A 23879-nucleotide genomic window follows, 5' to 3' on the forward strand; every position below is an offset into this window, starting at 1 on the left:
GATTTGCATTATTATTAACAACAGCAATAAAATAACCATCTCTCTGAGTATAAGTGCAAACACTCAAATACAGTTTTAATCACTTTCAAGCTTCGATTTAAAGAATGGTAGAGCCTTAAGAATGATAGAGTCTAAAGAACTGCAGTTTAGTATCGGTGACCGTTCACTATTAACAAACTTTTCAATGACCTTTGAGGCGGGAAAAATCTACGCTTTAGTTGGCCATAATGGGTCCGGCAAATCTACCCTTTTAAAACTACTTGCTCAGCAACAAAAACCAACAGCTGGCAACATTTTACTAAATCATCAGTCTATTGCTTCATGGTCTCAAAAAAAGTTTGCTCAGCAAGTGGCGTATCTTCCTCAACAAACACCGTCTACAGATAGCCTTTCTGGAAGAGATCTTGTCAGCTTTGGTCGCTATCCTTGGCATGGTTTACTCGGACGACTAAACAAAGAAGATCAACAATATATTGACGAGGCAATGGAACTAACAGATACAGCAGGCTATGCCGATCGGTTGGTTGACACCTTATCAGGGGGCGAGCGTCAGCGTTTATGGCTAGCCATGTTACTAACCCAACGGACACAATATCTCTTACTGGATGAGCCCCTTTCGGCACTGGATATCGCACACCAAGTTGACATGCTCAACCTCATCAAAAGTCTCAGTAAAAATCTCAATTTAGGCGTTATTATCGTTATCCACGACATTAATATGGCTGCGCGTTTTTGCGATCACATTGTGGCTCTCCACAGTGGTGAAATGATTGCTTCAGGCTCTGTAGACAGCATTTTTAATCAAGACCAATTGCAAAAAATCTATGGTATCAAGATGCATATATCTGAACATCCAGCCGGCTATCCAGTTGCTATGCCTTACTGATGGGAAAAGATTTTATAAAGATGAAACACTCAAAAATTTTAATCATATTTTTTGCTTTTTTTGCATCTAACATTCTTCACGCAGAACAAACAAAGCCACTTAGAGTAATGTCGATTGACTGGACTCAAACCGAAACCTTGATTGCTCTTGGCATAAAGCCTATTGCAATGGCGCAACAATCTGGTTACGAAGCTTGGGTTAAAGCTCCAGCCATTCCAAGCACAACTGCAGATGTAGGATTGAGAACACAACCAAATCTAGAAAGACTATCGGAGCTCAAGCCAGACAAAATTTTCATTTCACCTATGTTTACTTCACTTATTCCTAAGCTTTCCCATATCGCCCCTGTTACTAACATCACACTCTATAAGCAAGACAACATCTCTTGGGATGGTTTTAAGACCTTCACTCGTAGGCTTGGCGACGAGACAAATGCACAGGCAGAAGCAGAAACACTGATTTCCTCCTCAGAAAAAAAACTCGCCGATCTAGCGGGTCAAATAGCAAAAGACACACCACCACTACTGATGGTCCAATTTATGGACAGTAGGCATGTTCGAGTGTTTGGGGACAACAGTATGTACAAGGTTGCGGCGAATAATATTGGCTTAGAAAGCGCATGGAAAGAAGAAACCAATGCTTGGGGATTTTCGCTTGTGGGCATAGATAAGCTGATGAACATAAAAAGTCAAATCATCATAATTAAACCAATACCTGTTGGTGTTGAAGAAAACTTACAGCAAGATCTTTTTTGGCAATATTTAGTAAAACAATCAGGCCAACCCGCTTTGATAGTCGAGCCTGCATGGAGTTTTGGCGCTATCCCTTCCACCATTCGTTTTGCTGAATTACTCACCAACACTTTAAGCCATAAAGAGCAACAATAATGCGAGTTTTCCCTATTAGTTTTATCGCCATATTAACCGCCTGTGTTGCATTGTTTATGGGTTGGCAACTATCACTTAATGACTCTTTCTTACATAACCTAACCAGTTTATTACAGCCAAACTGGCTCTCTGATAACTCAATAAAGCTCCATTTAACCTGGTGGCCTCGCCTCTTTACTACCTTAATTTGTGGTGCGGCATTAGCGACCGCGGGACTTTTAATGCAGCAAGTATTAAGAAACCCATTAGCCTCACCAACCACCCTTGGCGTCGCAAGTGGTGCTAGCTTTAGCTTGATGATGGCCACACTCTATGCGCCATGGCTAATTGAACTATCGCACAGTTTAGTTGCAATGACCGGCGGTTTAATGGCCATGGGGATTGTTTTCGCACTTTCTTGGCGTCGTGCTCTTTCGCCTACAATTGTGGTTATCTCTGGACTAATTCTTAACCTTTACTTTGGCGCTTTCAGCTCTGTCCTACTCATAATGAACCAAGAAAAATTAGCAGGATTGATGATATGGGGAGCTGGATCATTAACACAAACAGGCTGGGGAAATGTTGCCTACTTGGCGCCTAGAATTTTTGCACTTATTCTTATCGCATTTCTCTTCGTCAAACCATTAACGCTCTTACAACTGTCTGAATCTGGCGCGAAAAGCCTTGGTGTCTCACTCGCTAAGTTGAGAGTTATTTGTCTAGGGCTTGCGGTGTTATTAACCTCTTTGGTAGTTGCCACCGTAGGTATAATAGGCTTCATTGGACTAGCAGCACCGGCCATTACACGCCTAATTGGCGTTCATAGATTACTACCAAAATTTCTCGTTTCTATGCTAATTGGTGCACTTTTATTAACCCTAACTGATTTGGCTATACAACGCTTACCTGGCCTTATGTCAATCATGATTCCAACTGGGGCAGCAACCGCCGCTCTCGGCGCTCCACTCATGTTGTGGCTACTACCAAAACTGGCAATGCGTAGCCAAACACATACTGAGACGATTTTAACTCGCCATAGCGAACAAGGACGATATCTCAGCAAATACACCATCTGGATTGCTCTTGGCATTGTTTTTACAGGACTGTTTATTTTTTCAAGTTTATCTATTGGAAATAATGGCTGGAGCTGGATATTCACTACTCACAACTGGTCTGTATTGGAATGGCGACTTCCTCGATTATTAGCCGCCATTTTAGCAGGTGCCATGTTGGCAACCGCCGGAACCATTATTCAACGCCTAAGTGGTAACCCTATGGCAAGTCCAGAAGTGATTGGCATCAGCTCTGGAACCGCACTCGGTGTGATAGTCGTACTATTTTCAGGCCTTAGTTCAAGCTTAACAGGGATGTATATTGGTGGCTTAATTGGCGCTCTATGTGCTGTGGGCTTAATCATATTACTTAACCGAAAATCCGGTTTCCAACCAGAAAAAGTACTATTAACGGGTGTTGCAATAACCGCATTAATGAGTGCGGTACAAAGCATTGTTTTGGCTGGTGGCGACCCAAGAAGCTATCAATTACTTGCCTGGTTAGCTGGCACGACATATTACGTTACGACTGACGCGCTCATTCCACTTACCACTGTGACAATAATCTTAATCGCGATTGGTTTTATCTGCCACCGTTGGCTGGATATTCTACCTTTAGGTGAAGCTAGCACACGCGCTTTAGGTATCAACGTCTCGCGATCAAGAATGCTGCTATTATTGCTAGTTTCAGGATTAACAGTCAGTGCAACATTAGTTGTCGGTCCACTTAGCTTCATCGGCCTAATGGCACCGCACTTGGCTCGTTTATTAGGATTTAGCCGAGCCAAAGAGCACTTGGTAGCCTCGATTATGGTTGGCAGTATGCTAATGCTTTTCTCTGATTGGCTTGGTCGTCAGATACTTTACCCTCAAGACATTCCAACGGGCATGGTCGCCTCTATTATCGGCGGACTCTATTTGATGTGGGGATTACGCCGACTTTAAAACATCTGATATAAAAAATTGAGAATAAACCACTCAATAAATGAGAATGATAATACAAATCACATTCTTTATAAATAGAGACGCTATGAACTTATTCCACCAGCTAGCCAACAATCAACTAAAAACACTATCTCTTGTCGTGTTACTTAGTATTGTTAGCGCATTACTTACTCTCGGTGTCATCGCATTTATCCAATACAAATTATTAAATGCAAATAACCTAACTCCAAATGTAATGTGGCAATTTTTATTGCTTTTAGTGATATTACTAGCCATAGCAACTTGGGCTCAAATTGCACTGCATAAATTAGGGCATCAATTTGTCTATCTAAAACGCTGCCAGCTCATCAAACAATTGATCAATACAGACATTGAGCAAGTCGATAATATTGGTAGTGCTCGCCTACTCGCCTCACTAAGTACTGATATCCGCAATGTCACTGTGGGATTTGTTCACCTTCCCCAGCTTATTTATGGCGTTGTACTGTCTATCGCAGCAATGGGCTATCTTGCCTTTTTATCGATTCCGCTCTTTGGTATCAGCTTACTCATACTTTCTCTTACAGGATTAATTGGCTTTAGTCTCGTGAGTAAAATCACCTTTTATATCAAGCAAGTTCGCGAATATGACGATAGATTATATAAGGATTATCAAGCAATTATTGACGGTCGCAAAGAGCTCACGCTCAACCCACATAAAGCAAAACGCTACTTTCATCAAGAGTTTGACCCCAATGCGCAACATTATCGCCACCAAATAACTCAAGCTGATACGTTTAATGGCTTTGCCGCCAACATTGCAAACACCTTAATTTTAGCTCTAGTTGGTTTGAATTATTACGCCGCACTAGGACTTGGTTGGGCCAGCGTTGAAGTCGCTTCATCCTTCGCTCTTGTAATTCTTTTTATGCGCGCCCCTTTAATGACGGCAATCGCTTCTTTACCTACCTTGATTACTGCGAATGTTTCAATCAAGAAACTCGAATCTTTGGCGCTTAATAAAAATACTGAGTTTATTCAACAACAAAAAGCACCTCACCCATTCAAAACACTAAGCCTGCAACAAGTCACTTATCAATATAAAACAGATTCATCAGATAAGGCATTCCAAGTTGGTCCAATCAACTTCTCCATTAAGCAAGGAGAGACCATCTTTATTGTTGGTGGTAATGGTAGCGGAAAGTCTACTTTTGCCCGCTTACTGACCGGTCTCTATCGCCCTCATTCTGGCAAAATACTTCTCAACGGTGACCCTGTTCAAGCAGAGCAATGGCCAATATATCGACTACAGTTTTCCGCTGTTTTTAGTGACTATTATCTTTTTCGTCAAATCGCCGATGGTCATGGCCATAACATTGACGATGCCACGATTAATGAATGGCTAACTCTCCTAGAAATGTCCCATAAAGTCTCACATCAAAAAGGGCATTTATCAGACACTCGTTACTCTCAAGGACAACGCAAGCGACTTGCATTACTCATGGCAGTAATGGAGCAACGTGGCTGCATTCTTCTTGACGAGTGGGCGGCCGACCAAGATCCAAGATTCAGAAAAATATTCTACCGAGAACTACTACCAAGATTAAAAGAACGAGGTGTCACCGTCATCGCGATAACTCATGACGACAAATACTTCGATGCTGCAGATCGAATTTTCAAAATGGATATGGGTGTCCTAACCGAGCTCAGCATTTCTGAACAGCAGCAAAACCACTCTATTTTTTCTCATATCATTTATTAGAAATGTAAAAATCCAACTTAAAAGAAAGGAGAGGACATGAAACAACGCTTTACACTAACCCCGCTGTCATTTGCTATTGCTTTGGCACTATCAACAAATATTGCCCATGCGGAAGAGATGGGAACACTTGTGGTAGAAGGTGATACAGAACAAAGTTCAACATCGAATAACTTTAACTATGTCAGCAAGGTTGCCCAAACAGCGACAAAAACAGACGAACAAATCACTAAGATTCCTCGCGCCGTTTCTGTGGTTACTAGAGAACAAATGGATGATCGAGCGCCGATCAGCATCTCTGACGCGCTACAATATACGCCAAGCATCCAAACCAACTTTTATGGTGAAGACAACAAACAAGATTGGTTTGTAATTCGCGGCTTTAAACAAGCCAACAACGGTCTATACCAAGACGGCACTCGCCTATATTCTTCCAGCTTTTATAGCTGGCAAATCGACCCTTTCATGCTAGAACGCATTGAGGTGTTACGAGGCCCGGCATCAACACTGAATGGCCAAACACCACCAGGCGGCGTCATTAATGTCATCAGTAAACGCGCTCAGCTTGAAGAAGATTTTGGCTCTGTTACAGGCACCATAGGTTCTAATGACCGCAAAGAAATTAACCTTGATGTCAATAAAGTCATCAATGACAAATTAGCTTTTCGCATGGTAGCAATCACCCGTGAAAATGGCACTAAGGTCGATGAGGTTGAAGCAAACCGAACACTACTTGCTCCTTCTTTAGCATGGAAAATAAGTGATGATACCAAACTGACTGTGCTAGCCAGCTACCAAAAAGACGACTCTGATCCCTATCTGCAATTTTTACCGATGGAAGGTACTCTAACATCCAATGCAAACGGTAAAATTAATTATGATACTGCTTTAGGAAACTCAGATTGGGAAACTTTCCAACGCGAACAAACCTCTGTGGGATATGAGCTAGAACATATCTTCAATGATAACTTAAGCTTCCAACAATCGGCTCGTTTTAGCCATATGGATATTAACTTACGTCAATTGTATTACGCAGCTTACGCTGCAGATTATGGTTTCAGTAGCACAAGAGACACTATTCTCCGTGGCGTCACTTATGAAGATGGCGACTCTGATGCCTTCAACATTGATAACCGTTTTATCTACAAGTTTGATGCAGGGAACACAAAACATACATTACTAACTGGTATTGATTACCAAAGTATCGATATAAATAGTAAATCTTACGCAGGAACTATTCTTGCGGCAGACGACGGTAACTTTCTATTTAATCCGTATAGTCCAAGTTATGGTAGCAGCATTTCACTATACAGCTATAATGGCACGTTAACGTCTGTGACAGATGCAGATCTACAAACCACAAAAACGAAGAATCGACAGCTTGGCTTTTATCTCCAAGATAAAGCCAACATCACAGACAAGTTCACAGTTATTGCTGGCGTACGCTACGATGATACCAGTAACGAAACCAACAACACTTCAACCAACAAAAAAACAGACATAGACCTCCATCAGTGGACAGGGAACTTAGGCGCTTCCTATCAGCTAGATAATGGCCTTGTTCCTTATGCTAATTACGCTCAGTCCTTCACCCCAATTATTGCTTTAGATGCAGATAACAATCCAGCAAAACCAGAAAAAGCAGACAGTTACGAAGTGGGTGTAAAATTCAAACCACAAAGTTTTGACGGGCAGTTTGGTATCGCGGCATATCAAGTCACTAAAGAAAATCTAAGCAGCGGATCCAGTGGTACAGCCAACTTCCGTCAGTTAGGAGAAGTACGTAATCGAGGCATTGAATTTGAAGCTGTTGCCAATCTAAACAGAGCGGTCACTTTAGTCGGAACATTGAGCTATGTCGATTCTGAAATAACCAAAGACACTAATAGTTCTAATGTAGGAAAAACACCGGCCCAAATCGCTAACAAACTAGCTTCTGTATGGGGTAACTACCGCTTTATTGACGGTATACTAGATGGTTTAAAAGTCGGTGCTGGAGTACGTTATATCGGTGAGACCTATGCGGATAACACTGAAACAAACAAAGTACCGTCTTACGCCCTTGTTGATGCCATGGCAAGTTATCAAGTTGATAATTACAAGTTCCAACTAGTGGCAAAGAACTTATTTGATAAAGAGTACATCGCTACTTGTGGTGATGGTTTCTGTTACTACGGTGATAGCCGCAACATCATGGCCAGCGTGACTTACGACTGGTAAGCGTTCTAATTGAAATGCTCTTCTAACTTTAAGAGCGCTTCTAACTTTAAGAGCGCTTCTAACTTTAAAAGCTTTTCAAATCTAAGAGCCTCAAATAATAATGTTCGAGGCTCTTTTTTTGATGAATTAACTAAATGCAAAAAGCCTCAGATACAGGCACTCCAGAAGCCCAATTATCCAGTCTAATATCCGACACAGGCAGATCTGTAGACCACGCAGCAGTAATCACGCCCCAATCAAAAGAAATACTTTGCAGACAATACTGATTGCCTTGCCAATTCAATGGATAAACCTGATCACTCAGTAAGCTAGGCAGGCAATTAATATGATTCAAATCATCTATCAAACCACTTCCACACGCTTTTAGTAGTGCTTCTTTCGCAGTCCAAAGCTTAAAGAAACCTTTGCTTCGATCATGACATCTATCAAGTTGCTGTATCTCATCTGAATGACAGACCATCTCAATCATTGACTCAAGATCATCCATTTCCCGAAAACACTCGATATCCACACCAACAGCACTTTTATCAGTAGATTCGACAAGAGCAACCGCAACTGAGCTGGTACTGTGACTAAGATTAAAGGCAATGCCTTCTTTTATAAAAGGCTTACCAGATGACGTTTGAGCGAAATACCATTCAGATGCTTTTCTAAATGGAAAGTAATGGCTCAAAATCCGTCGTTTAAAAGCATGCGCAAAAATATATTGCTCACGTAGGTGTTCAAATCGAAACATTGAGGCACGTTTTTTTTCACTGTCATCAAGAGTGCAATCTATAGGAAAAGCTTTTTTACTAAATGCGATCGTCAATACCACGCTACTTCCAAGGTTGTAATCCATCCTCTTGATTCCATTCAAAAGTATAATCCACAAAGGATTTTCGTTTAGCCAGAGAAGTACGCTTTGGCGTACCTAAGGAAATAACCCCAAGCACTTGGTCTTCCTCACCCATTTGCAACATTTGACGCAAAGCATCATCCGTTTCTTGGCTATGCCAAATCCCACCAAACCCCATTGCGTGAGCAGCTAATAATATGTGTTCGCAGGCGGCGGCTCCTGCCAACTGTTGATCCAATACCGAAACACTCGTGTCTTGATTTATAGCGGAATAGACACAAATCATCATTGGCGTATTAATGATCTCTTCAATAAAACGCTGGAAATACTCTTCATTTTCCACTTCGCCATCGTAAATGGAACGAAGCAAGCCCTCCAGATCTCTCATACCTTGTCCCTGGATCACCACGAATCGCCAAGGTTTTAAATTACCATGATCAGGAACCGTCATCGCAGTCTGTAAAATTTGCGCTAATTCAGCTCTATTTGGTGCCGGTTGTAAAAGACTGCCCCGTGAATAAGAACGACGCGTCATCAATGCATCAATAGCATCCATTTTCTATTTGTTCCTTCTATAAAGCATATCAAGTCATGCAAAGTTAGATGTCATAAAACACGCTAATAATAACACGCTAAGATGAGATTGATTCCTAAAAACTTAAGATGGTAACAAAAGATAGTAAAAGCTTGTGATGGGACATTTTTGTCCTCAATATAGGCTAAAACCTAGCGATTATAAGGCCTTAAAGTTGGCATCAATCTTTCATTAGGTTATTCAATTATAAAAATAATAGGATATAAATTAATGGGCATTCCTACGCTTTTTTGGCTTCGCAATATTGGTATTGGCGGCAGGCTGTTTTTAGCCTTTGTGTTGATATCTTCTATCACGATTGTTGCAAGCGGTTTGGCGACAAACACTTATTTACAGCTTAGTGATCGTCTTCTTCTACTCAAATATCAGGACATTCCAGGTTTAGATGCAGCCGCTCGACTAAACGATAAAAGTCGTCAAATTGTCGCCACGGCACCACTACTCGTTACCAGTGACGCTTCCATTTCCAGAGAAAAAACCATGAACGAGCTGAGTGCCGCCATCAGTGATATGGATTCTCTCATGCGCAATCTGCCGGACTACAACCGATATTTTCTTGAGCTAATTACACAAATTCAAAACAGCCTGACACTATTGAATCAAAGCGTTGAACGCCGTGAGGTAATAAGAAGCGAACTGGCTACACAGTCATTGCTAATTTTCCCTTTATTTCAGGATCTCATTTTTCAAGTGGATCAATTGGATCGTTCAGCTGAATTAGAGCAGGTCATTAGTCGGCTGTATTATTTTTCAGGCTTAATTGAAAAAGTCAGCAATGATGCCTCTTTTAATGAATTAGACTATACATTTTTACGACTTGAAAAGTTAGGTTCAGAGATTGCCCAATACCTTACCTTATTACCACAAGTACCACTGCCATTACGCCAATCATTGCTCGATTTACTCACCATGAGCTCTCGACAAGGCGAGCTGTTCCAACTCAAGAACGAAGAGCTGGACTTGCTCTATCAACAGAGTTTTCTTTTAGAAAACAGCCAGCAGCACATTCAACAGTTAGCAGCACAAATCAATCAATATACGAACTATACCAATACCAGTATTCGTGGCTCCCTTGAAGGCGCCATCAAATCCATCAACAATAGTATTCGTAATATTCTATTGTTGTCCCTCATCAGCCTAAGTGTTGCTTGTGCTATTTCTTGGTTTTACGTACGCCGCAATGTATTACAACGCATCATCGAGCTGCAAAGAAACATGCGTGCCATCGCCAGCTCTCAACTAGACACAAAAATACGTATTGTCGGCCATGACGAAGTCTCTAGCATGGCTAGAGACTTACAATACTTCCAGCAAACGGCGATAGAAGTAGAGAAAACCAATCAAGCTCTCGCCGCTGAAATAGAAGAAAGAGTCGCCGCTGAAGCGCAATTAAAAGCCGCGCAAAACGAATTAGTCCAAGCAGGAAAACTCGCTGCACTAGGGCAGCTTGGCGTTGGAATCACCCATGAAATAAACCAACCTTTGACCGCTATTGCCAGTCATTTGCACACTGCTGGGCGACATATGGAAAAAGACCAAGTGGATAAAGCGCAAAATAGCTTAGATAAAATTGGTCTGCTTCTCACGAAGATCACGCGAATTACCAAACACCTCAAAGCCTTCGCTCGCGTTGCCGGCACAGAACTGACGCCTGTTTGCTTAGACGCCGTTGTTCAAGATGCTATCGAACTAATGTCTAGCCAGATCATCGACCAGCATTGTACGCTTGATTATCAGACAAACTCAGCGTCATTTTATGTGCTCGCTGAACCGATTCGCCTAGAGCAAGTCATGGTGAACCTTATTAGCAACGCTGTTGATGCCTTATCAAGTGCGCCAGTAAAACAGCTGTCCATCAAAGTCTATGAACTCGACGACAAGATAATGATTGATGTCAGTGATACAGGAATCGGTATTGAAGAAAGCCAATTAGAACAAATTTTCGACCCGTTTTTTACTCAAAAAGAAGTCGGTCAAGGACTCGGTCTAGGCTTATCCATTAGTTACAACATAGTTCAAGATTTTGGCGGCCAAATTAGAGTGTCATCGACACCAGAAGCAGGCAGCCGCTTTACCTTAGAATTAAAAAAGGCAGAAAAATAAATGCTTAATACAATAAAAATAGTCATTATCGACGATGATCAAACCATCATTGAAGCATTAACCGAAATGCTCGAACTCGAAGGTTTTCAAATAGAAAGCCATAGCAGAGCGGACAAAGCCATCGCCTTACTCGATAAAAATAGCGCAGCGGTGGTACTTAGTGATGTCAGAATGCCCAAAATGGATGGAATGAATTTACTGGCTCGCCTGCAACAATTAGACAATGAATTGCCCGTCATATTAATGAGCGGCCATGGCGACATACCTATGGCTATCGAAGCGATGAAAGAAGGCGCATACGACTTTCTAGAAAAACCCTTACAACCTGCTCAACTGATCAACCAACTGCAACGCGCCGCTGAAAAAAGACAACTGGTTTTAGAAAACCGAAAACTAAAACAAAACCTAGCTCAACAAACAGGCTTAGAAGCCTTTATCATTGGCGAATCGGCTGCCATAAAGAACATTCGCCAACATATATCCTCTTTAGCACAAGCAAACGTTGACACCATTATTTATGGCGAAACAGGCTGTGGCAAAGACGTGGTTGCCAGAGCTCTGCATCAATTCAGCCTACGCAACAAAGGCCGATTCATTGCCATTAACTGTGGCGGCATCAGCGAAAGCCTGATTGAAAGTGAGCTTTTTGGCCATGAAGCAGGCTCTTTTACTGGCGCCAATAAACGTCATATCGGCAAGATTGAAGCGGCCAATGGCGGCACGCTATTTTTAGATGAAATAGAAACCATGCCACTGCCGGTACAAATAAAACTATTGCGCGTGCTACAAGACAGAACCATTGAACGAGTTGGCAGCACTATGCCAATTCCCGTCGAACTCACGGTTATTGCGGCTAGTAAAGATAACCTTGCTCAACTAGGCGATGAAGGAAAATTTCGTAAAGACTTATTCTATCGACTGAACGTTGCTAGCCTGACCATTCCACCACTCAGAGATCGGCCAGAAGATATTCTGCCCCTGTTTCATCACTACGCACGAAAAGCCTCTGAGCATTTTTCTAGAGAGTTACCCAGCATCACACCTTCATATTTAGATTATTTGATCCAGCATCAATGGCCAGGCAACGTTCGAGAGCTAAAAAATTCAGCGGATCGATTTGTACTTGGCATTAGCGAAAATTCCCTCGCGTCGATTAAGCGCGAAGACGACATAAATGGTAGCTATGAAGAACGCATGGATCAATTCGAGCGTCACATCATTGAAGAAGGACTAAGAGCCACCAACGGCCTATTAAATGAAGCCGCCGAGCTACTGGATATGTCACGCAAGACCTTGTATCGAAAAATGAAAAAGCACCAACTAGACAAACAGCAATTTAAGGCATTAGAAGATGAAGGACAAGAATGACCCATTTTATATTTTCACATGAGACTAAAGCGTCCCAAAAAACACAAGAAACCCATAGAAAAAACCATTAACCATCTGTTTTTAAAAGATTTATCACTATTGGCATCAGCCTTGCTCTATATCAGTCAATCCTTCATAAGTGTTGGATTGACTCATCTCCGACAACGGAACCTCCCGACCGGTGATAACAATAAAAAATACATCACGAGGAAAACAATAATGCCTATTAAATTATTAACAGGTTTAGTGCTCTCTAGTTCATTACTATTAGGTGCCAGCACCGCCCTAGCCGATGATTGCAGCTACCGTGGCGTTCTGGACGATAAATTCTGTGACGAAAACTACGACTTAGTCGCTGACCTACCAAAAGATTCAAGCCAATGGCGTGATCCAAGTACCCTAGTCTTTACCTACACTCCGGTAGAAGATCCAGCGGTTTACAAAGACGCATTCAGTGATTTCCAAAAATACCTCAGTGAAGTCACTGGCAAAAAAGTGGTGTATTACACAGTTCACTCTAATGCGGCAGAAGTCGAAGCTCTGCGTTCTGGCCGATTACACATTGCTGGCTTCTCCACAGGACCTACTGGCTATGCTGTTAACTTAGGTGGTTTAGTACCAATCGCCGTAAAGGGTACAGAAGAAGAATTTCAAGGTTACAACCTAATTACCATAGTTCGCAAAGATAGCAGCATTACTAAAATGGCAGACTTAAAAGGCAAAGTCGTTGCTCATACATCTGCGTCATCAAACTCAGGTAACTTAGCGCCTCGCGCTATTTTCCCAGCATTGGGTTTAACACCCGATAAAGACTATGAAGTGAAATACTCAGGTAAGCACGATCAATCGGTAATGGGTGTTCTATCTGGTGACTATGATGCAGCGCCAGTTGCCTCAGATGTTTTCAAGCGCATGGTTGATGCGAAACGCGTGAGCAAAGATGATTTCCGTATCATTTATACTAGCCCTCGCTTCCCAACCTCGTCCTTTGGCTACGCTTATGATCTCAATCCTGAGTTGGTTGAAAAGATTAAAAAAGCCTTCTTCACTTTCCGTTTTCCACCAGAAATGCAAAAAACCTTTGGCGGAGCTGATCGCTTCTTCCCAATCACATACAAAGAAGATTGGCAAATCATCCGTGATATTGCTCACTCATCAGGTACTGCTTACACCAAAGCTGGGCTTAAACAGCTAGCCGAAGCGGATGCTGCTAAAGCTGCAGCAGACAAACGCAAAAAAGAAGCCGCCAGTAAAAGCCAATAAGCGGATATCCCTAATCGTTTAATTCATTTTAAAAGACTTACTTTAATAAAGACCAACAGCCTGAACTATCAGGTTGTTGGACCTCTTCGCCTGTAGGAAATCATCATGTCTGTCACTCAAAACACAGCTGAGCGTTCAAACTTTCTAGAAATTCGAAATTTAAAAAAAGAATACACCGCAGGAAATCCTATTTTAAAAGGGATAGACATTAACATCACAGAACCAGGCATCATCGCCATCATAGGGCCTTCTGGAACGGGTAAAAGTACCTTACTACGTTGTATCAACCGTTTAATTGATCCTACGGATGGGCAGATTTTATTTGATGATGCTGATCTTTGCTTAGCCAAAGGGGCTCAACTACGCAAGCTTCGCCGTCAAGTCGGTATGGTGTTCCAAGAATACAACCTTGTCGAACGCTTAACCGTTATTGAAAACGTCTTAACGGGTCGTCTAGGTTATATGTCAGCATGGCAGGCTTGGCGCAGAAAATTCAGCCAAGAAGACATTAATACTGCGTTTGAATTATTAGACGCCGTGGGCTTGACCGAACACGCTAAGAAACGCGCCGATAGCCTTTCTGGTGGTCAACGTCAGCGTGTGGGTATCGCCAGAGCTGTGATGCAAAATCCTAGAATTCTATTGGCTGACGAACCAACCTCTTCTCTCGATCCAAAAACTGCTGTGGAAATCATGGAGCTGCTTGAACGCTTCTCTGCAGAAAAGAACATTCCAGCTTTGGTCAATATTCATGACGTAAAACTGGCCAGTCGTTTTGCTAAACGGATGATCGGCATGAGCAATGGGGTTGTGGTTTACGACGGCCCACCAGAAGGCATTACCGACGAGCACCTAAAACAAATTTATGGAGGTGAATCATGGCTAGTATAAATTCTTCACAAAATAGAGAAAATCCATTTAAACAGAATTGGTTTGTTACTGCTATTTGGCTGCTAATCATCTGCTATGTGGCTTATTCTTTTAACGCTATGGGTCTAAGTTGGGAACGTTTTAACGAAGGCTTAGGGCACGCCAGCAACCTATTAGGTCGCATGGTTCCGCCTAACTTTAGTCGTTGGTCTTTGCTAATGAGCGGACTAATTGAAAGTCTTGAAATTGCAGTTATTTCAAGTATTTGCGGAATTTTTATCTCATTGTTTCTAGGACTATTCGCAGCTCGTAACATGATGCCAAACTGGATCAGTACACCTGTACGAACACTTATCGCACTTTGTCGTACTTTTCACCCTGTGATCATTGCGATCTTGTTTGTTAAGAGTGTGGGATTTGGTGCTTTGGCAGGGATTTTAACTCTAGTTGTCGCATCGGTTGGCTTTATAGCCAAACTCTTTGCTGAAGCCATAGAGGAAATTTCTCTTAAGCAAGTCGAAGCAATCCGCGCCACTGGCGCTGGCTTTACTAGCATCATTTTATTTTCCGTTATGCCGCAGGTGTTTTCTCGCTTTATTGGCTTCTCCACATATCAGCTCGATTCTAACTTGCGTAATTCCACCATGGTGGGGATTGTCGGCGCGGGCGGTTTAGGCGGTACATTATTCTCTGCGTTCCAGCGCTTTGATTACGATTTTGTCGCGGCCATCCTAATCATCATTATCGCTCTAATCATGTTTGGTGAGTTTCTATCAAACATCGTTCGAAGCATTTTTCGCTAGTTTGACCTAGGAGCCTATTTTTATGAACACAATAGATCATCACTGGCAGCGCTTTACGCTAAAACAAAAGCTATCTCGTTATGCTGTTTACCTTGTTCTCGTTATAGCGTTTGTACAATCCATTCAATCCGTCGAAGTCATCCCTGAGTTCTTACTGGATGCACCAGAACAAATGGCAGACATGTTTTCCCGGATGTGGCCCATTGATTTCGCGTACTATCCTGTTGCCGTACACGACGCTATGGTTGAGACGCTAAACATCGCCACGTTAGGTACGCTCATTACATTGATTTTTGCGATTCCGTTAGCATTAATGAATGCCAGCAACATTGTTAATTCAGCTTGGTGCCATTGGATATCTCGATTTTTCCTAGTGTCTTCTCGCTCGGTAAACTCACTGGTTTGGGCATTACTTTTTGTCTCCATCTTTGGCCCAGGCGTAATCGCCGGCGTATTAGCGATTGCCTTCCGCTCTATCGGCTTTGTCGGCAAGCTACTTGGCGAGGCGATCGAAGAAGTGAATATGGGTTCTATTGAGGCACTAAAAGCGACTGGCGCGTCTTGGATGTCTATTCTGCTGAAAGGCTATTGGCCTCAGGTGCTACCTGCTTTCTTTAGTATCGTCTTGTTCCGTTGGGACATTAATGTCCGAGAATCTGCAGTATTAGGCTTGGTGGGGGCTGGTGGCATCGGCGTGGTACTTGATGATTCGATGAATTTATTCCAATGGGATCGTGTTGCTATGTCCCTATTAGCTATTTTTATCATCGTTATCTTGGCTGAAATTGTCGTAGTGAATATTCGTAAACGCTTAATCTAAATTCATTATCTAATCTCAGTATTTTTATCATAAAAAAGGAGCCTAAATTGGCTCCTTTTTCATTCATAACCTTTTAACGAATTACTCAGCGTTTTCGTTACTAGATAAAGCCTCAGGACGCTTAGGGAAAATACGACGTACGATTACAAAGAATAAAGGCACGAAGAAAATTGCCAATACCGTAGCGGTTAATGTACCACCCACAATACCTGAACCAATTGAGATTCGGCTGTTTGCACCAGCACCAGAAGAAAGTGCCAACGGTAATGTACCCACCATAAATGCCATAGACGTCATGATAATCGGACGTAAACGCAAACGAGCGGCTTGGGCGGCGGCATCCCATACGTTCAGCCCTCGACGGTACGCCGCTTCTGCAAACTCAACGATCAAGATCGCATTTTTTGACGAAAGACCAATAGTTGTCAACAAGGCTACTTGGAAATAGACATCATTTTCTAGGCCGCGCAAATGAGCCGCCGCCGCCGAACCAATTACCCCAAGAGGAATAACCAAGATAACAGAAAACGGCACAGTCCAGCTTTCATACAAGGCAGCCAAACATAAGAACACCACCAAAATAGAAATTGCATAAAGGATCTGTGTTTGACCACTTGAGAGGCGTTCTTGATACGACAAACCACTCCAAGAGCCAGTAACACCGCCCGGCAAAGCATCAGCTATATTTTGTAATTCATCCATGGCAGCCCCAGAACTTACACCTGGGGCACCAGAACCCTGAATCTCATAAGAAGCCAAGCCATTAAAACGAGTTAAGCTTTTCGGTCCATACGTCCATTCACTCTTAGCAAAAGCAGAAAATGGCGTCATCGTATTATCATTACCGCGCACATACCAATGTTGTAGATCTTCAGGAGAAGAGCGATATTGAGCTTCGCCTTGCATATAAACCGTTTTAACGCGGCCACGGTCGATAAAGTCATTAATATAAGATCCTGCCCAAGCACTGCTCAAAGTCGAGCTGATATCTGACATAGACAAGCCCAAAGCTGACGCTTTTTCTTGGTCTATATCGATATGTAATTGTGGAGCTTCTGAATCCGAGCCTAAACGAACCCCAGTTAGCAACTGACTTGTATTGGCATTTTGCAGCAAGGCATTACGCATTTCGAGTAACGTTGCACGATCTGTATTCCCTGATGCTTGAAGCTGAAAAGTAAAGCCATTACTCTGACCCAGACCTTGAATAGATGGCGGTATCAAAGAAAAAATTCTCGCATCACGAATTCCCGCAAAAGCACCATATGAACGACCAACAATCGCACTAGCGCTATTAGCAGGACCAACACGCTCGCTCCAGTCTTTTAAAGCAACAAACGCCATACCAGCATTTTGCCCGCTACCCATGAAGTTAAAACCTGAAATGGTAAAAATATCTTCAACATTATCTTTTTCTTGATTCATGAAATAGCTTTCTACGTCACGCATTACCTTGTCAGTGCGTGACATAGCAGCACCTTCAGGCAGAGACACCATAACCATCACTCGGCCTTGATCTTCTGTTGGCAAGAAGCCTGACGGCAATGTGACCATCAAACCAGCTAGACCAGCAACAATAACACCATAGCCTAGCATCCAACGAATCGGTTTCTTAATAATGCTACTAACACTACCAAAATATTTATCCGTAGCGCGATCGAAATTACGGTTAAACCAACCACCCAAGCCTTTATTATTACCACCATGATTCGCTTTTAGCAGGGTCGCACAAAGCGCTGGAGTTAATGTCAATGCAACGATTACAGACAAGGTCATAGACGCTACGATGGTAATAGAAAATTGACGGTAAATAACCCCTGTTGAACCACTGAAGAAAGCCATTGGTAAAAACACCGCTGACAAAACAACCGCAATACCCACTAAGGCGCTGGTAATTTCTTTCATGGATTTGATTGTTGCCTCTTTTGGAGACAACTTATCTTCTTCCATAACCCGTTCTACGTTTTCCACCACTACGATAGCATCATCTACTAGCAGGCCAATGGACAGCACAACACCAAACATGGTTAAGGTATTTATCGAGAAGCCAAATATCTCCAGTACACCAAACGTACCCAAAAGCACAACAGGAACAGCAATCGCAGGAATTAACGTTGCGCGCCAATTCTGCAAAAAGATGAACATAACGATAACAACCAAGACGATGGCTTCAAAAAGGGTTTTCACTACCTCTTCGATTGATATGCGTATAAAAGCGGTATTATCTACAGGGAAGGATAGTTTATAGCCATCAGGTAGGGTTGAAGATAGTCCATTCAATACTTTCTTAACGGCTTCAGATGTTGATAGCGCATTAGCTCCAGGAGCTAGCATAACAGCCATGCCTGAGGCTGGGTGACCATTCAAACGTGGAATGTACCCGTAAGACTCACTACCCAACTCAACCTTCGCCACATCGCTCAAACGAACCGTGGCTCCGCTATCATCATACGCCAAGATAATGTCTCTAAACTGCTCTGCTGTCTGTAATTTAGACTGAGCAGTTACCGTCACATTCAACTCTTGACCCTTTATTATTGGGTAAGCACCTAAGCTACCTGCTGCCACTTGGGTATTTTGAGCATTGATAGCAGAAGATACGTTAGAAGGCATTAATTTATATGACGCAAGCTTCAATGGATCCAACCATATACGCATAGCGTACTCTGCGCCAAACACCTGAATACTACCTACCCCATCAACGCGAGAAACAGGGTCTTGCACACTAGAAACGAGAAAGTCGGAAATATCGTTTGCAGTATCCGTATCCGTTTCATCATAAATAGCCGCAACCATTAAGAAATCAGAATTCGACTTTCTAACAGTCACGCCATTTCTCTGTACTGATTCAGGTAAATTAGAGGTAATTTGTTGAATCTTATTTTGAACCTGCACTTGCGCAATATCAGCATCCGTACCCTGTTCGAAGGTTACATTGATGCTAGTACGACCACTTGAACTACTTGATGATGAGAAATACAACAAGCCGTCTAAACCAGTCAGTTGTTGCTCTAATATTTGCGTAACGCTGTTCTCAACCGTTTCAGCAGAAGCACCAGAATACGTAGCAGAAATACTGATAGTAGGCGGCGCCACATTAGGATATTGGGATATTGGCAAATTCAATATCGATGCCAAACCAGCTAGCATGATGGCGATAGAAATCACCCACGCAAAAACCGGACGATTTATAAAAAAATGAGCTAGCATAAATTAATTCCCTTGAGCCGAAGATGCATTAGCATTCTTTGCAACAATAGCGCCGCTTTTAGGGTCTCTTGTCATTTCAACTGGTACCACCTCAGCCCCCGCTTTCACTTTCAAGGAACCTTCAACAATCACTTTTTCACCAGCCTTAACACCTGAAAGCACCAACCACTGATTACCAATAGCACGTTCAACTGTTAAAATGCGGCTTTCAATTACATTATTTTGATTAACAACTAAAGCGATAGGATTACCTTTCACGTCGCGAGAAACACCCTGCTGTGGCACTAAAAGAGCCGCATTATGAGTTAACTCATGAATCAAACCACGTACAAACATACCTGGTAGCAAAAGATTATCTGGATTTGGAAATTCTGCGCGCAAAGTCACACTGCCAGTAGATTCATTAACACTAACTTCTCGCGCTTTTAAGTTACCTTCATATTGGTATTTAGTGCCGTCCTCAAGTATCAAAGACACGTTATTAGAACCTTTTACAACGTCATCTTGAGATAAGAAATTTCGTTGCTTAAGCTGATCTAAACTGGTTTGTGCTAAATCGACAAAGATAGGATCTAAAGAGCGAACTGTTGTCATCACTGTTGCTTGGCTACCTGTCACCAATGCACCAACAGTAACTTGAGAAATACCAATTCGACCATCTATCGGTGATTTAATCTTGGTATAACCTAGATTAATTTTGGTGTTTTCCAACGCAGCTTCAGAACCTTTTTGCTTAGCAATTGCTTCTAAATAAGCAACATGCGCGTCATCAAGATCTTGCTGAGAAACGTTATTCTGTTTACGCAATTGAGTGTAACGTTCATTTTTCAGTTGCGCAGACTTAAGGCTAGCATTCGCAGACTCTAAATCAGCTTGCGCTTGTTTATAAGAAGAAACATAAGTTGAATCATCCAATTCATAAAGTAAATCGCCAGTTTTTACATCCTGACCTTCCTCAAAAAAGCGCTTCTTAACTATTCCGCCAACTTGAGGACGAATTTCAGCGACCAAACTAGAAGTAGTTCGACCTGGCAGCTCAGTCATCAAGTCTGTTTTTTGAGGCTCAATAGTGACAACACCTACTTCTGCTTTAGGAGGGGCTGATGGTGCAGCCGCTGACTTAGGGGCCTCCTCCTGACAGCCAACCAGCAACAAAACAAGTAACGCACTTGAAGCATATTTAAATTTAGACAACATTGAGGAGACTTCCTTTCGAAATATTGAGAATGATCATTCACAGGCACTATAATATAAGCAATCTACCTAATATATGACAAATCGTGCAAATAAATGAGAACTATTAAATTACCATGTAAAAGCGATCTACGAAAACAATGCATTATTGATGCCACAGAACAACACGTTCTTATTAAAGGCTTTCATAAGGCAAGTATGAGTGAGATTGCAAAAACGGCAGGGTTGAGTGTCGGCCAAATTTACCGCTACTATGCCCATAAAGATGACATTATTTGTGCATTAGTTGAACAGCTTACACAAAAAAGATTACAGTTTATGGCGTCTTTTTTAGATAAAAAAGACTGGCTAGAGCGACACTTTTCTGAAGAAAATCAAGAAACTCATAATATGAGAATAATGCATACTGAGATTCAAGCGGAAGCAACACGTAATCCAGTTATCGCCAAAATCTACAAAGAATCTCATATTCGATTACAAAATCGCGCTGTCGTTATTCTAATGTCACGCTATCCGACTATTACAGAAAGGGAAGCCATTGCCCGTATTGAAATGCTGGTCACTTTAACAGAAGGATTACTCGTTCGCTGGGATTTTCAAACGAGGCCCTTTACTAAAGAAATGCACCAAATTTATAGACAAACATTAGACACTATTTTGCCTGATGTAATTTAATCAAAAAGATTTAACTGGTTTGAAAATCGCCCTAATTTGAGACCAGCGGCTCACTAACATAGCAATAAAAATCAAAAAACAGCCAAAGACTTGACCTGAAGCCATGGTCTCACTAAACCAAAAAACAGCAAAAATAGCCGTCCAAACTGGCTCCAGGTTCATAATCACTGCGGCATGACTCACTGGAGTCAAACTCATCCCATAGGTTTGTAATAGGAAACGTAAACTACTTGCCACCAAAGTACTAACTAAAAACCATCCAGCCACTGCAATACTAATACTGTGCGGAAGCGTTTCTGTTAACAGAGAAAGGAAAAGTAAAAAACACCCAGCTACACTCAATTGAATGGCAGTTAATACTAGAGCATGCATGCGCATTGAAAAGCGAGATAATAAGTTTAATTGGAATGCTGAGCCTAAAGCGGCCCCCAAAAAATACAAGTGCGAAAACTCAAAATTCAGCCCATCGTTCAACGCTAAAAAGCCCAAACCAACAACCGCAATAGGTAAAGCAATCCAAATACTTAACGGCGGCCTAGCACCAAATAGAAAACGAGCAACCACTGGAACGAGTACAACACCAAGACTAGTGATAAAAGCTCCCACCCCTAAGTTTGAGCCTTGATCCAATCCAGTTACCCAAAACATCATGGTGATGCCCATTACCAAACCAACCAAACTCGCTTGCTTAACGTTTTGCCAATCTAAACCGCGAAAATACTTTTGCCCTGCAAGAAACAATACAAAGCCAGCAACAATAAAACGCACGCCCATAAAAAAAAGTGGAGGTAATCCTGCTAGCGCTTCTTTTGAAAAAATCCAACCGAAGCCTGCCAGAACAGTAACAAACACCAGTATCAGTTCGGCCTTTAAATGTGATCCTTGCTTCAAGAATAGTCCTTATTAAAAAAGCTTACTAAATAAAGTTCAAAACATTAAACTAGGGAGCAACAAGCCTGCGCTCCTAGTGATTAGCTACTAAAAGGGCAGGCTTTTCTATGAATAATTTGCTTCTGTTAAGGCCTACTTCGCACCTTTTGGCCAAGCAATAAAAATAGAAATCAAAGCAGCAACAGCCAACATCCAGCTATACTGAACATAACCCACAAGCTCTAATGGCGACACTTTAGCCAAAGAAGACGCCAATAAAATTTGCGCACCATATGGCAATACACCCTGTACCACACATGAGAAAATATCTAACAAGCTGGCACTGCGCTTCGGATCAACATTGTAGCGTTCAGCAATATTTTTTGCGACAGAGCCATTAATTAAAATAGACACCGTGTTATTAGCAGTACATAAATTAGTTAAGGCTACTGCAGCGCTGATACTCAACTCGCCCGCGCGCGTTGATCCCGCTTTTGCACCCAACGCTTTACTAATACGTTCGATAGCACCAACCAGCCACTCCAGACCACCTTGAGCTTTCATTAGTGCAGCAAGGCCACCGATCAACAAAGAAAGAATCAAAATTTCCTGCATCCCTGTGTAACCAGCATAAATATCAGAAGACCAAGACGCCACCGAGTAATCAGGCTGCATAGTCAAACCAATCACACCCGCTAAAACAATACCGCTGAACAACACTAGCATTACGTTAACACCAGCGACAGCCAAGCCCAAGACGACAACGTAAGGCAAAACGCGAATCAGCTCATAGTCTTTAATATCTGTAATGTGCGCATCGCTGCTCTGGAAAAACAACCAAACTAAAGTAACCAATGCCGCAGGCAAAGCAATTTTGAAGTTCATGCGGAATTTATCACGCATGTCACAACCCTGAGTTCGTGTCGCGGCAATTGTGGTGTCAGAAATAATCGATAAATTATCGCCAAACATAGCACCACCAATGACGGTACCAACTGTCAACAACAAAGATAAATCCGCGGCTTCAGCAACGCCAATAGCGATCGGAGCAATGGCTGCAATAGTTCCCATCGACGTTCCCATGGAAGTAGCAACAAATGCAGTAATAACAAATAAACCTGGCAATAAAAGCGAAGCTGGCACCACACTCAGGCCAAAGTTAACGGTCGCATCAACACCACCAACACTTTTAGCCACACTAGCAAAAGCACCAGCCAGCAAATAAATCAATACCATGGTGACGATAGTGTTATCACCCACGCCCTCAATAAAGGTTTCGATGCGCTTATTAAAATGTCCTTTGCCTAATAAAATTGCCAAGGCAATAGCAGGCAAAATAGCAACAGGGGCAGAGATCTGATAGAAGGCAAAGTCCACACCTTCGGACTGATACCAAAGGCCACTGCCAACAAAAAGAACAAGGAAAAGTAACAATGGCAACAATGCCAAAGGAGATTTAGAAGTCATATCGTCTGAGGATTCCAGATTGAGTTAACCCTGCAACTTGTGGTTTTAGGGAAGAAAGGCCCGAATGATAGTAAAAAGTAATACATAGAACCAATA

At 42.2% G+C, this 23879-nt stretch carries 18 protein-coding genes; 12 read left to right on the top strand and 6 right to left on the bottom strand.

Features of this window, described 5'->3' with window-relative positions:
• Window positions 1–121 precede the first annotated feature (121 nt).
• The 5 genes from CCS02_RS15735 to CCS02_RS15755 all read left to right on the top strand — a co-directional run bounded on the left by CCS02_RS15735 (window position 122) and on the right by CCS02_RS15755 (window position 7707).
• Window positions 122–886, top strand: coding sequence for an ABC transporter ATP-binding protein (locus CCS02_RS15735; RefSeq protein WP_100637067.1), 765 nt, complete (start codon window positions 122–124; stop codon window positions 884–886).
• A gap of 20 nt (window positions 887–906) precedes the next feature.
• Window positions 907–1773, top strand: a complete 867-nt coding sequence (locus CCS02_RS15740) for an iron-siderophore ABC transporter substrate-binding protein (RefSeq protein ID WP_232617099.1) — start codon at window positions 907–909, stop codon at window positions 1771–1773.
• A complete protein-coding gene (fhuB, locus tag CCS02_RS15745; protein WP_100637068.1) occupies window positions 1773–3749 on the top strand; it encodes a Fe(3+)-hydroxamate ABC transporter permease FhuB in 1977 nt (658 codons plus the stop codon). The genes CCS02_RS15740 and fhuB overlap by 1 nt, the downstream gene beginning before the upstream one ends.
• 85 nt (window positions 3750–3834) lie before the next feature.
• Window positions 3835–5490 (top strand): multidrug ABC transporter permease/ATP-binding protein, encoded by a 1656-nt coding sequence (locus tag CCS02_RS15750; RefSeq protein WP_100637069.1) that lies wholly within the window; start codon window positions 3835–3837, stop codon window positions 5488–5490.
• Window positions 5491–5526: 36 nt separating this feature from the next.
• Window positions 5527–7707 (top strand): TonB-dependent siderophore receptor, encoded by a 2181-nt coding sequence (locus CCS02_RS15755; protein ID WP_072840284.1) that lies wholly within the window; start codon window positions 5527–5529, stop codon window positions 7705–7707.
• Between the two features lie 130 nt (window positions 7708–7837).
• Here CCS02_RS15755 and CCS02_RS15760 read toward each other — a convergent pair whose 3' ends face one another.
• Window positions 7838–8548 carry a 4'-phosphopantetheinyl transferase family protein gene (locus CCS02_RS15760; protein ID WP_072840283.1) on the bottom strand — a complete coding sequence of 237 codons (711 nt, stop codon included), beginning with the start codon at window positions 8546–8548 and terminating at the stop codon, window positions 7838–7840.
• Entirely contained in the window at window positions 8526–9101 is a 576-nt protein-coding gene (locus CCS02_RS15765) for a nitroreductase family protein (protein ID WP_100637070.1), read from the bottom strand. The genes CCS02_RS15760 and CCS02_RS15765 overlap by 23 nt, the downstream gene beginning before the upstream one ends.
• A 249-nt stretch (window positions 9102–9350) precedes the next feature.
• Here CCS02_RS15765 and CCS02_RS15770 point away from each other — a divergent pair, with 249 nt between their 5' ends.
• The 6 genes from CCS02_RS15770 to phnE (CCS02_RS15795) all read left to right on the top strand — a co-directional run bounded on the left by CCS02_RS15770 (window position 9351) and on the right by phnE (CCS02_RS15795) (window position 16367).
• Window positions 9351–11243, top strand: coding sequence for an ATP-binding protein (locus CCS02_RS15770; protein ID WP_072840281.1), 1893 nt, complete (start codon window positions 9351–9353; stop codon window positions 11241–11243).
• On the top strand, window positions 11244–12611 hold the full coding sequence (locus tag CCS02_RS15775; protein WP_100637071.1) for a sigma-54-dependent transcriptional regulator: 1368 nt from the start codon (window positions 11244–11246) through the stop codon (window positions 12609–12611). It begins immediately after the preceding gene.
• Between the two features lie 219 nt (window positions 12612–12830).
• A complete protein-coding gene (phnD, locus tag CCS02_RS15780; protein WP_100637072.1) occupies window positions 12831–13874 on the top strand; it encodes a phosphate/phosphite/phosphonate ABC transporter substrate-binding protein in 1044 nt (347 codons plus the stop codon).
• 105 nt (window positions 13875–13979) lie between these two features.
• Window positions 13980–14765, top strand: coding sequence for a phosphonate ABC transporter ATP-binding protein (gene phnC / locus CCS02_RS15785; RefSeq protein ID WP_072840278.1), 786 nt, complete (start codon window positions 13980–13982; stop codon window positions 14763–14765).
• Entirely contained in the window at window positions 14753–15547 is a 795-nt protein-coding gene (gene phnE, locus CCS02_RS15790; RefSeq protein ID WP_072840277.1) for a phosphonate ABC transporter, permease protein PhnE, read from the top strand. Before phnC ends, phnE (CCS02_RS15790) begins: the two co-directional genes overlap by 13 nt.
• A 22-nt stretch (window positions 15548–15569) precedes the next feature.
• A complete protein-coding gene (gene phnE, locus CCS02_RS15795) occupies window positions 15570–16367 on the top strand; it encodes a phosphonate ABC transporter, permease protein PhnE (protein ID WP_072840276.1) in 798 nt (265 codons plus the stop codon).
• An 81-nt stretch (window positions 16368–16448) separates the two neighbouring features.
• On the opposite strand, the gene CCS02_RS15800 is transcribed toward phnE (CCS02_RS15795), so the two are convergent.
• A complete protein-coding gene (locus tag CCS02_RS15800) occupies window positions 16449–19577 on the bottom strand; it encodes an efflux RND transporter permease subunit (protein WP_100637073.1) in 3129 nt (1042 codons plus the stop codon).
• A gap of 3 nt (window positions 19578–19580) precedes the next feature.
• On the bottom strand, window positions 19581–20774 hold the full coding sequence (locus CCS02_RS15805; RefSeq protein WP_100637074.1) for an efflux RND transporter periplasmic adaptor subunit: 1194 nt from the start codon (window positions 20772–20774) through the stop codon (window positions 19581–19583).
• A gap of 93 nt (window positions 20775–20867) precedes the next feature.
• Between CCS02_RS15805 and CCS02_RS15810 the strand changes: the two genes are divergently transcribed.
• Window positions 20868–21446: a TetR/AcrR family transcriptional regulator gene (locus CCS02_RS15810; protein WP_100637075.1), complete on the top strand. Its 579-nt coding sequence runs from the start codon at window positions 20868–20870 to the stop codon at window positions 21444–21446.
• Here the strand turns inward: CCS02_RS15810 and CCS02_RS15815 are convergent, their stop codons facing one another.
• Entirely contained in the window at window positions 21447–22337 is an 891-nt protein-coding gene (locus CCS02_RS15815) for a DMT family transporter (RefSeq protein WP_072840268.1), read from the bottom strand. It abuts the gene before it with no gap.
• Between the two features lie 132 nt (window positions 22338–22469).
• Window positions 22470–23783 carry a Na+/H+ antiporter NhaC family protein gene (locus CCS02_RS15820; protein WP_072840267.1) on the bottom strand — a complete coding sequence of 438 codons (1314 nt, stop codon included), beginning with the start codon at window positions 23781–23783 and terminating at the stop codon, window positions 22470–22472.
• Between the last annotated feature and the right edge of the window lie 96 nt (window positions 23784–23879).

Origin of the sequence: Marinomonas sp. ef1, assembly GCF_002806845.1 — a bacterium.
GTDB lineage: Bacteria > Pseudomonadota > Gammaproteobacteria > Pseudomonadales > Marinomonadaceae > Marinomonas > Marinomonas polaris.

Excerpts from the sequence above, each read along its gene's own strand:
- CCS02_RS15735 (WP_100637067.1), top strand. The coding sequence starts at position 122 with ATGATAGAGTCTAAAGAACTGCAGTTTAGTATCGGTGACCGTTCACTA.
- CCS02_RS15740 (WP_232617099.1), top strand. The coding sequence starts at position 907 with ATGAAACACTCAAAAATTTTAATCATATTTTTTGCTTTTTTTGCATCT.
- fhuB (WP_100637068.1), top strand. The coding sequence starts at position 1,773 with ATGCGAGTTTTCCCTATTAGTTTTATCGCCATATTAACCGCCTGTGTT.
- CCS02_RS15750 (WP_100637069.1), top strand. The coding sequence starts at position 3,835 with ATGAACTTATTCCACCAGCTAGCCAACAATCAACTAAAAACACTATCT.
- CCS02_RS15755 (WP_072840284.1), top strand. The coding sequence starts at position 5,527 with ATGAAACAACGCTTTACACTAACCCCGCTGTCATTTGCTATTGCTTTG.
- CCS02_RS15760 (WP_072840283.1), bottom strand. The coding sequence starts at position 8,548 with ATGGATTACAACCTTGGAAGTAGCGTGGTATTGACGATCGCATTTAGT.
- CCS02_RS15765 (WP_100637070.1), bottom strand. The coding sequence starts at position 9,101 with ATGGATGCTATTGATGCATTGATGACGCGTCGTTCTTATTCACGGGGC.
- CCS02_RS15770 (WP_072840281.1), top strand. The coding sequence starts at position 9,351 with ATGGGCATTCCTACGCTTTTTTGGCTTCGCAATATTGGTATTGGCGGC.
- CCS02_RS15775 (WP_100637071.1), top strand. The coding sequence starts at position 11,244 with ATGCTTAATACAATAAAAATAGTCATTATCGACGATGATCAAACCATC.
- phnD (WP_100637072.1), top strand. The coding sequence starts at position 12,831 with ATGCCTATTAAATTATTAACAGGTTTAGTGCTCTCTAGTTCATTACTA.
- phnC (WP_072840278.1), top strand. The coding sequence starts at position 13,980 with ATGTCTGTCACTCAAAACACAGCTGAGCGTTCAAACTTTCTAGAAATT.
- phnE (WP_072840277.1), top strand. The coding sequence starts at position 14,753 with ATGGCTAGTATAAATTCTTCACAAAATAGAGAAAATCCATTTAAACAG.
- phnE (WP_072840276.1), top strand. The coding sequence starts at position 15,570 with ATGAACACAATAGATCATCACTGGCAGCGCTTTACGCTAAAACAAAAG.
- CCS02_RS15800 (WP_100637073.1), bottom strand. The coding sequence starts at position 19,577 with ATGCTAGCTCATTTTTTTATAAATCGTCCGGTTTTTGCGTGGGTGATT.
- CCS02_RS15805 (WP_100637074.1), bottom strand. The coding sequence starts at position 20,774 with ATGTTGTCTAAATTTAAATATGCTTCAAGTGCGTTACTTGTTTTGTTG.
- CCS02_RS15810 (WP_100637075.1), top strand. The coding sequence starts at position 20,868 with ATGAGAACTATTAAATTACCATGTAAAAGCGATCTACGAAAACAATGC.
- CCS02_RS15820 (WP_072840267.1), bottom strand. The coding sequence starts at position 23,783 with ATGACTTCTAAATCTCCTTTGGCATTGTTGCCATTGTTACTTTTCCTT.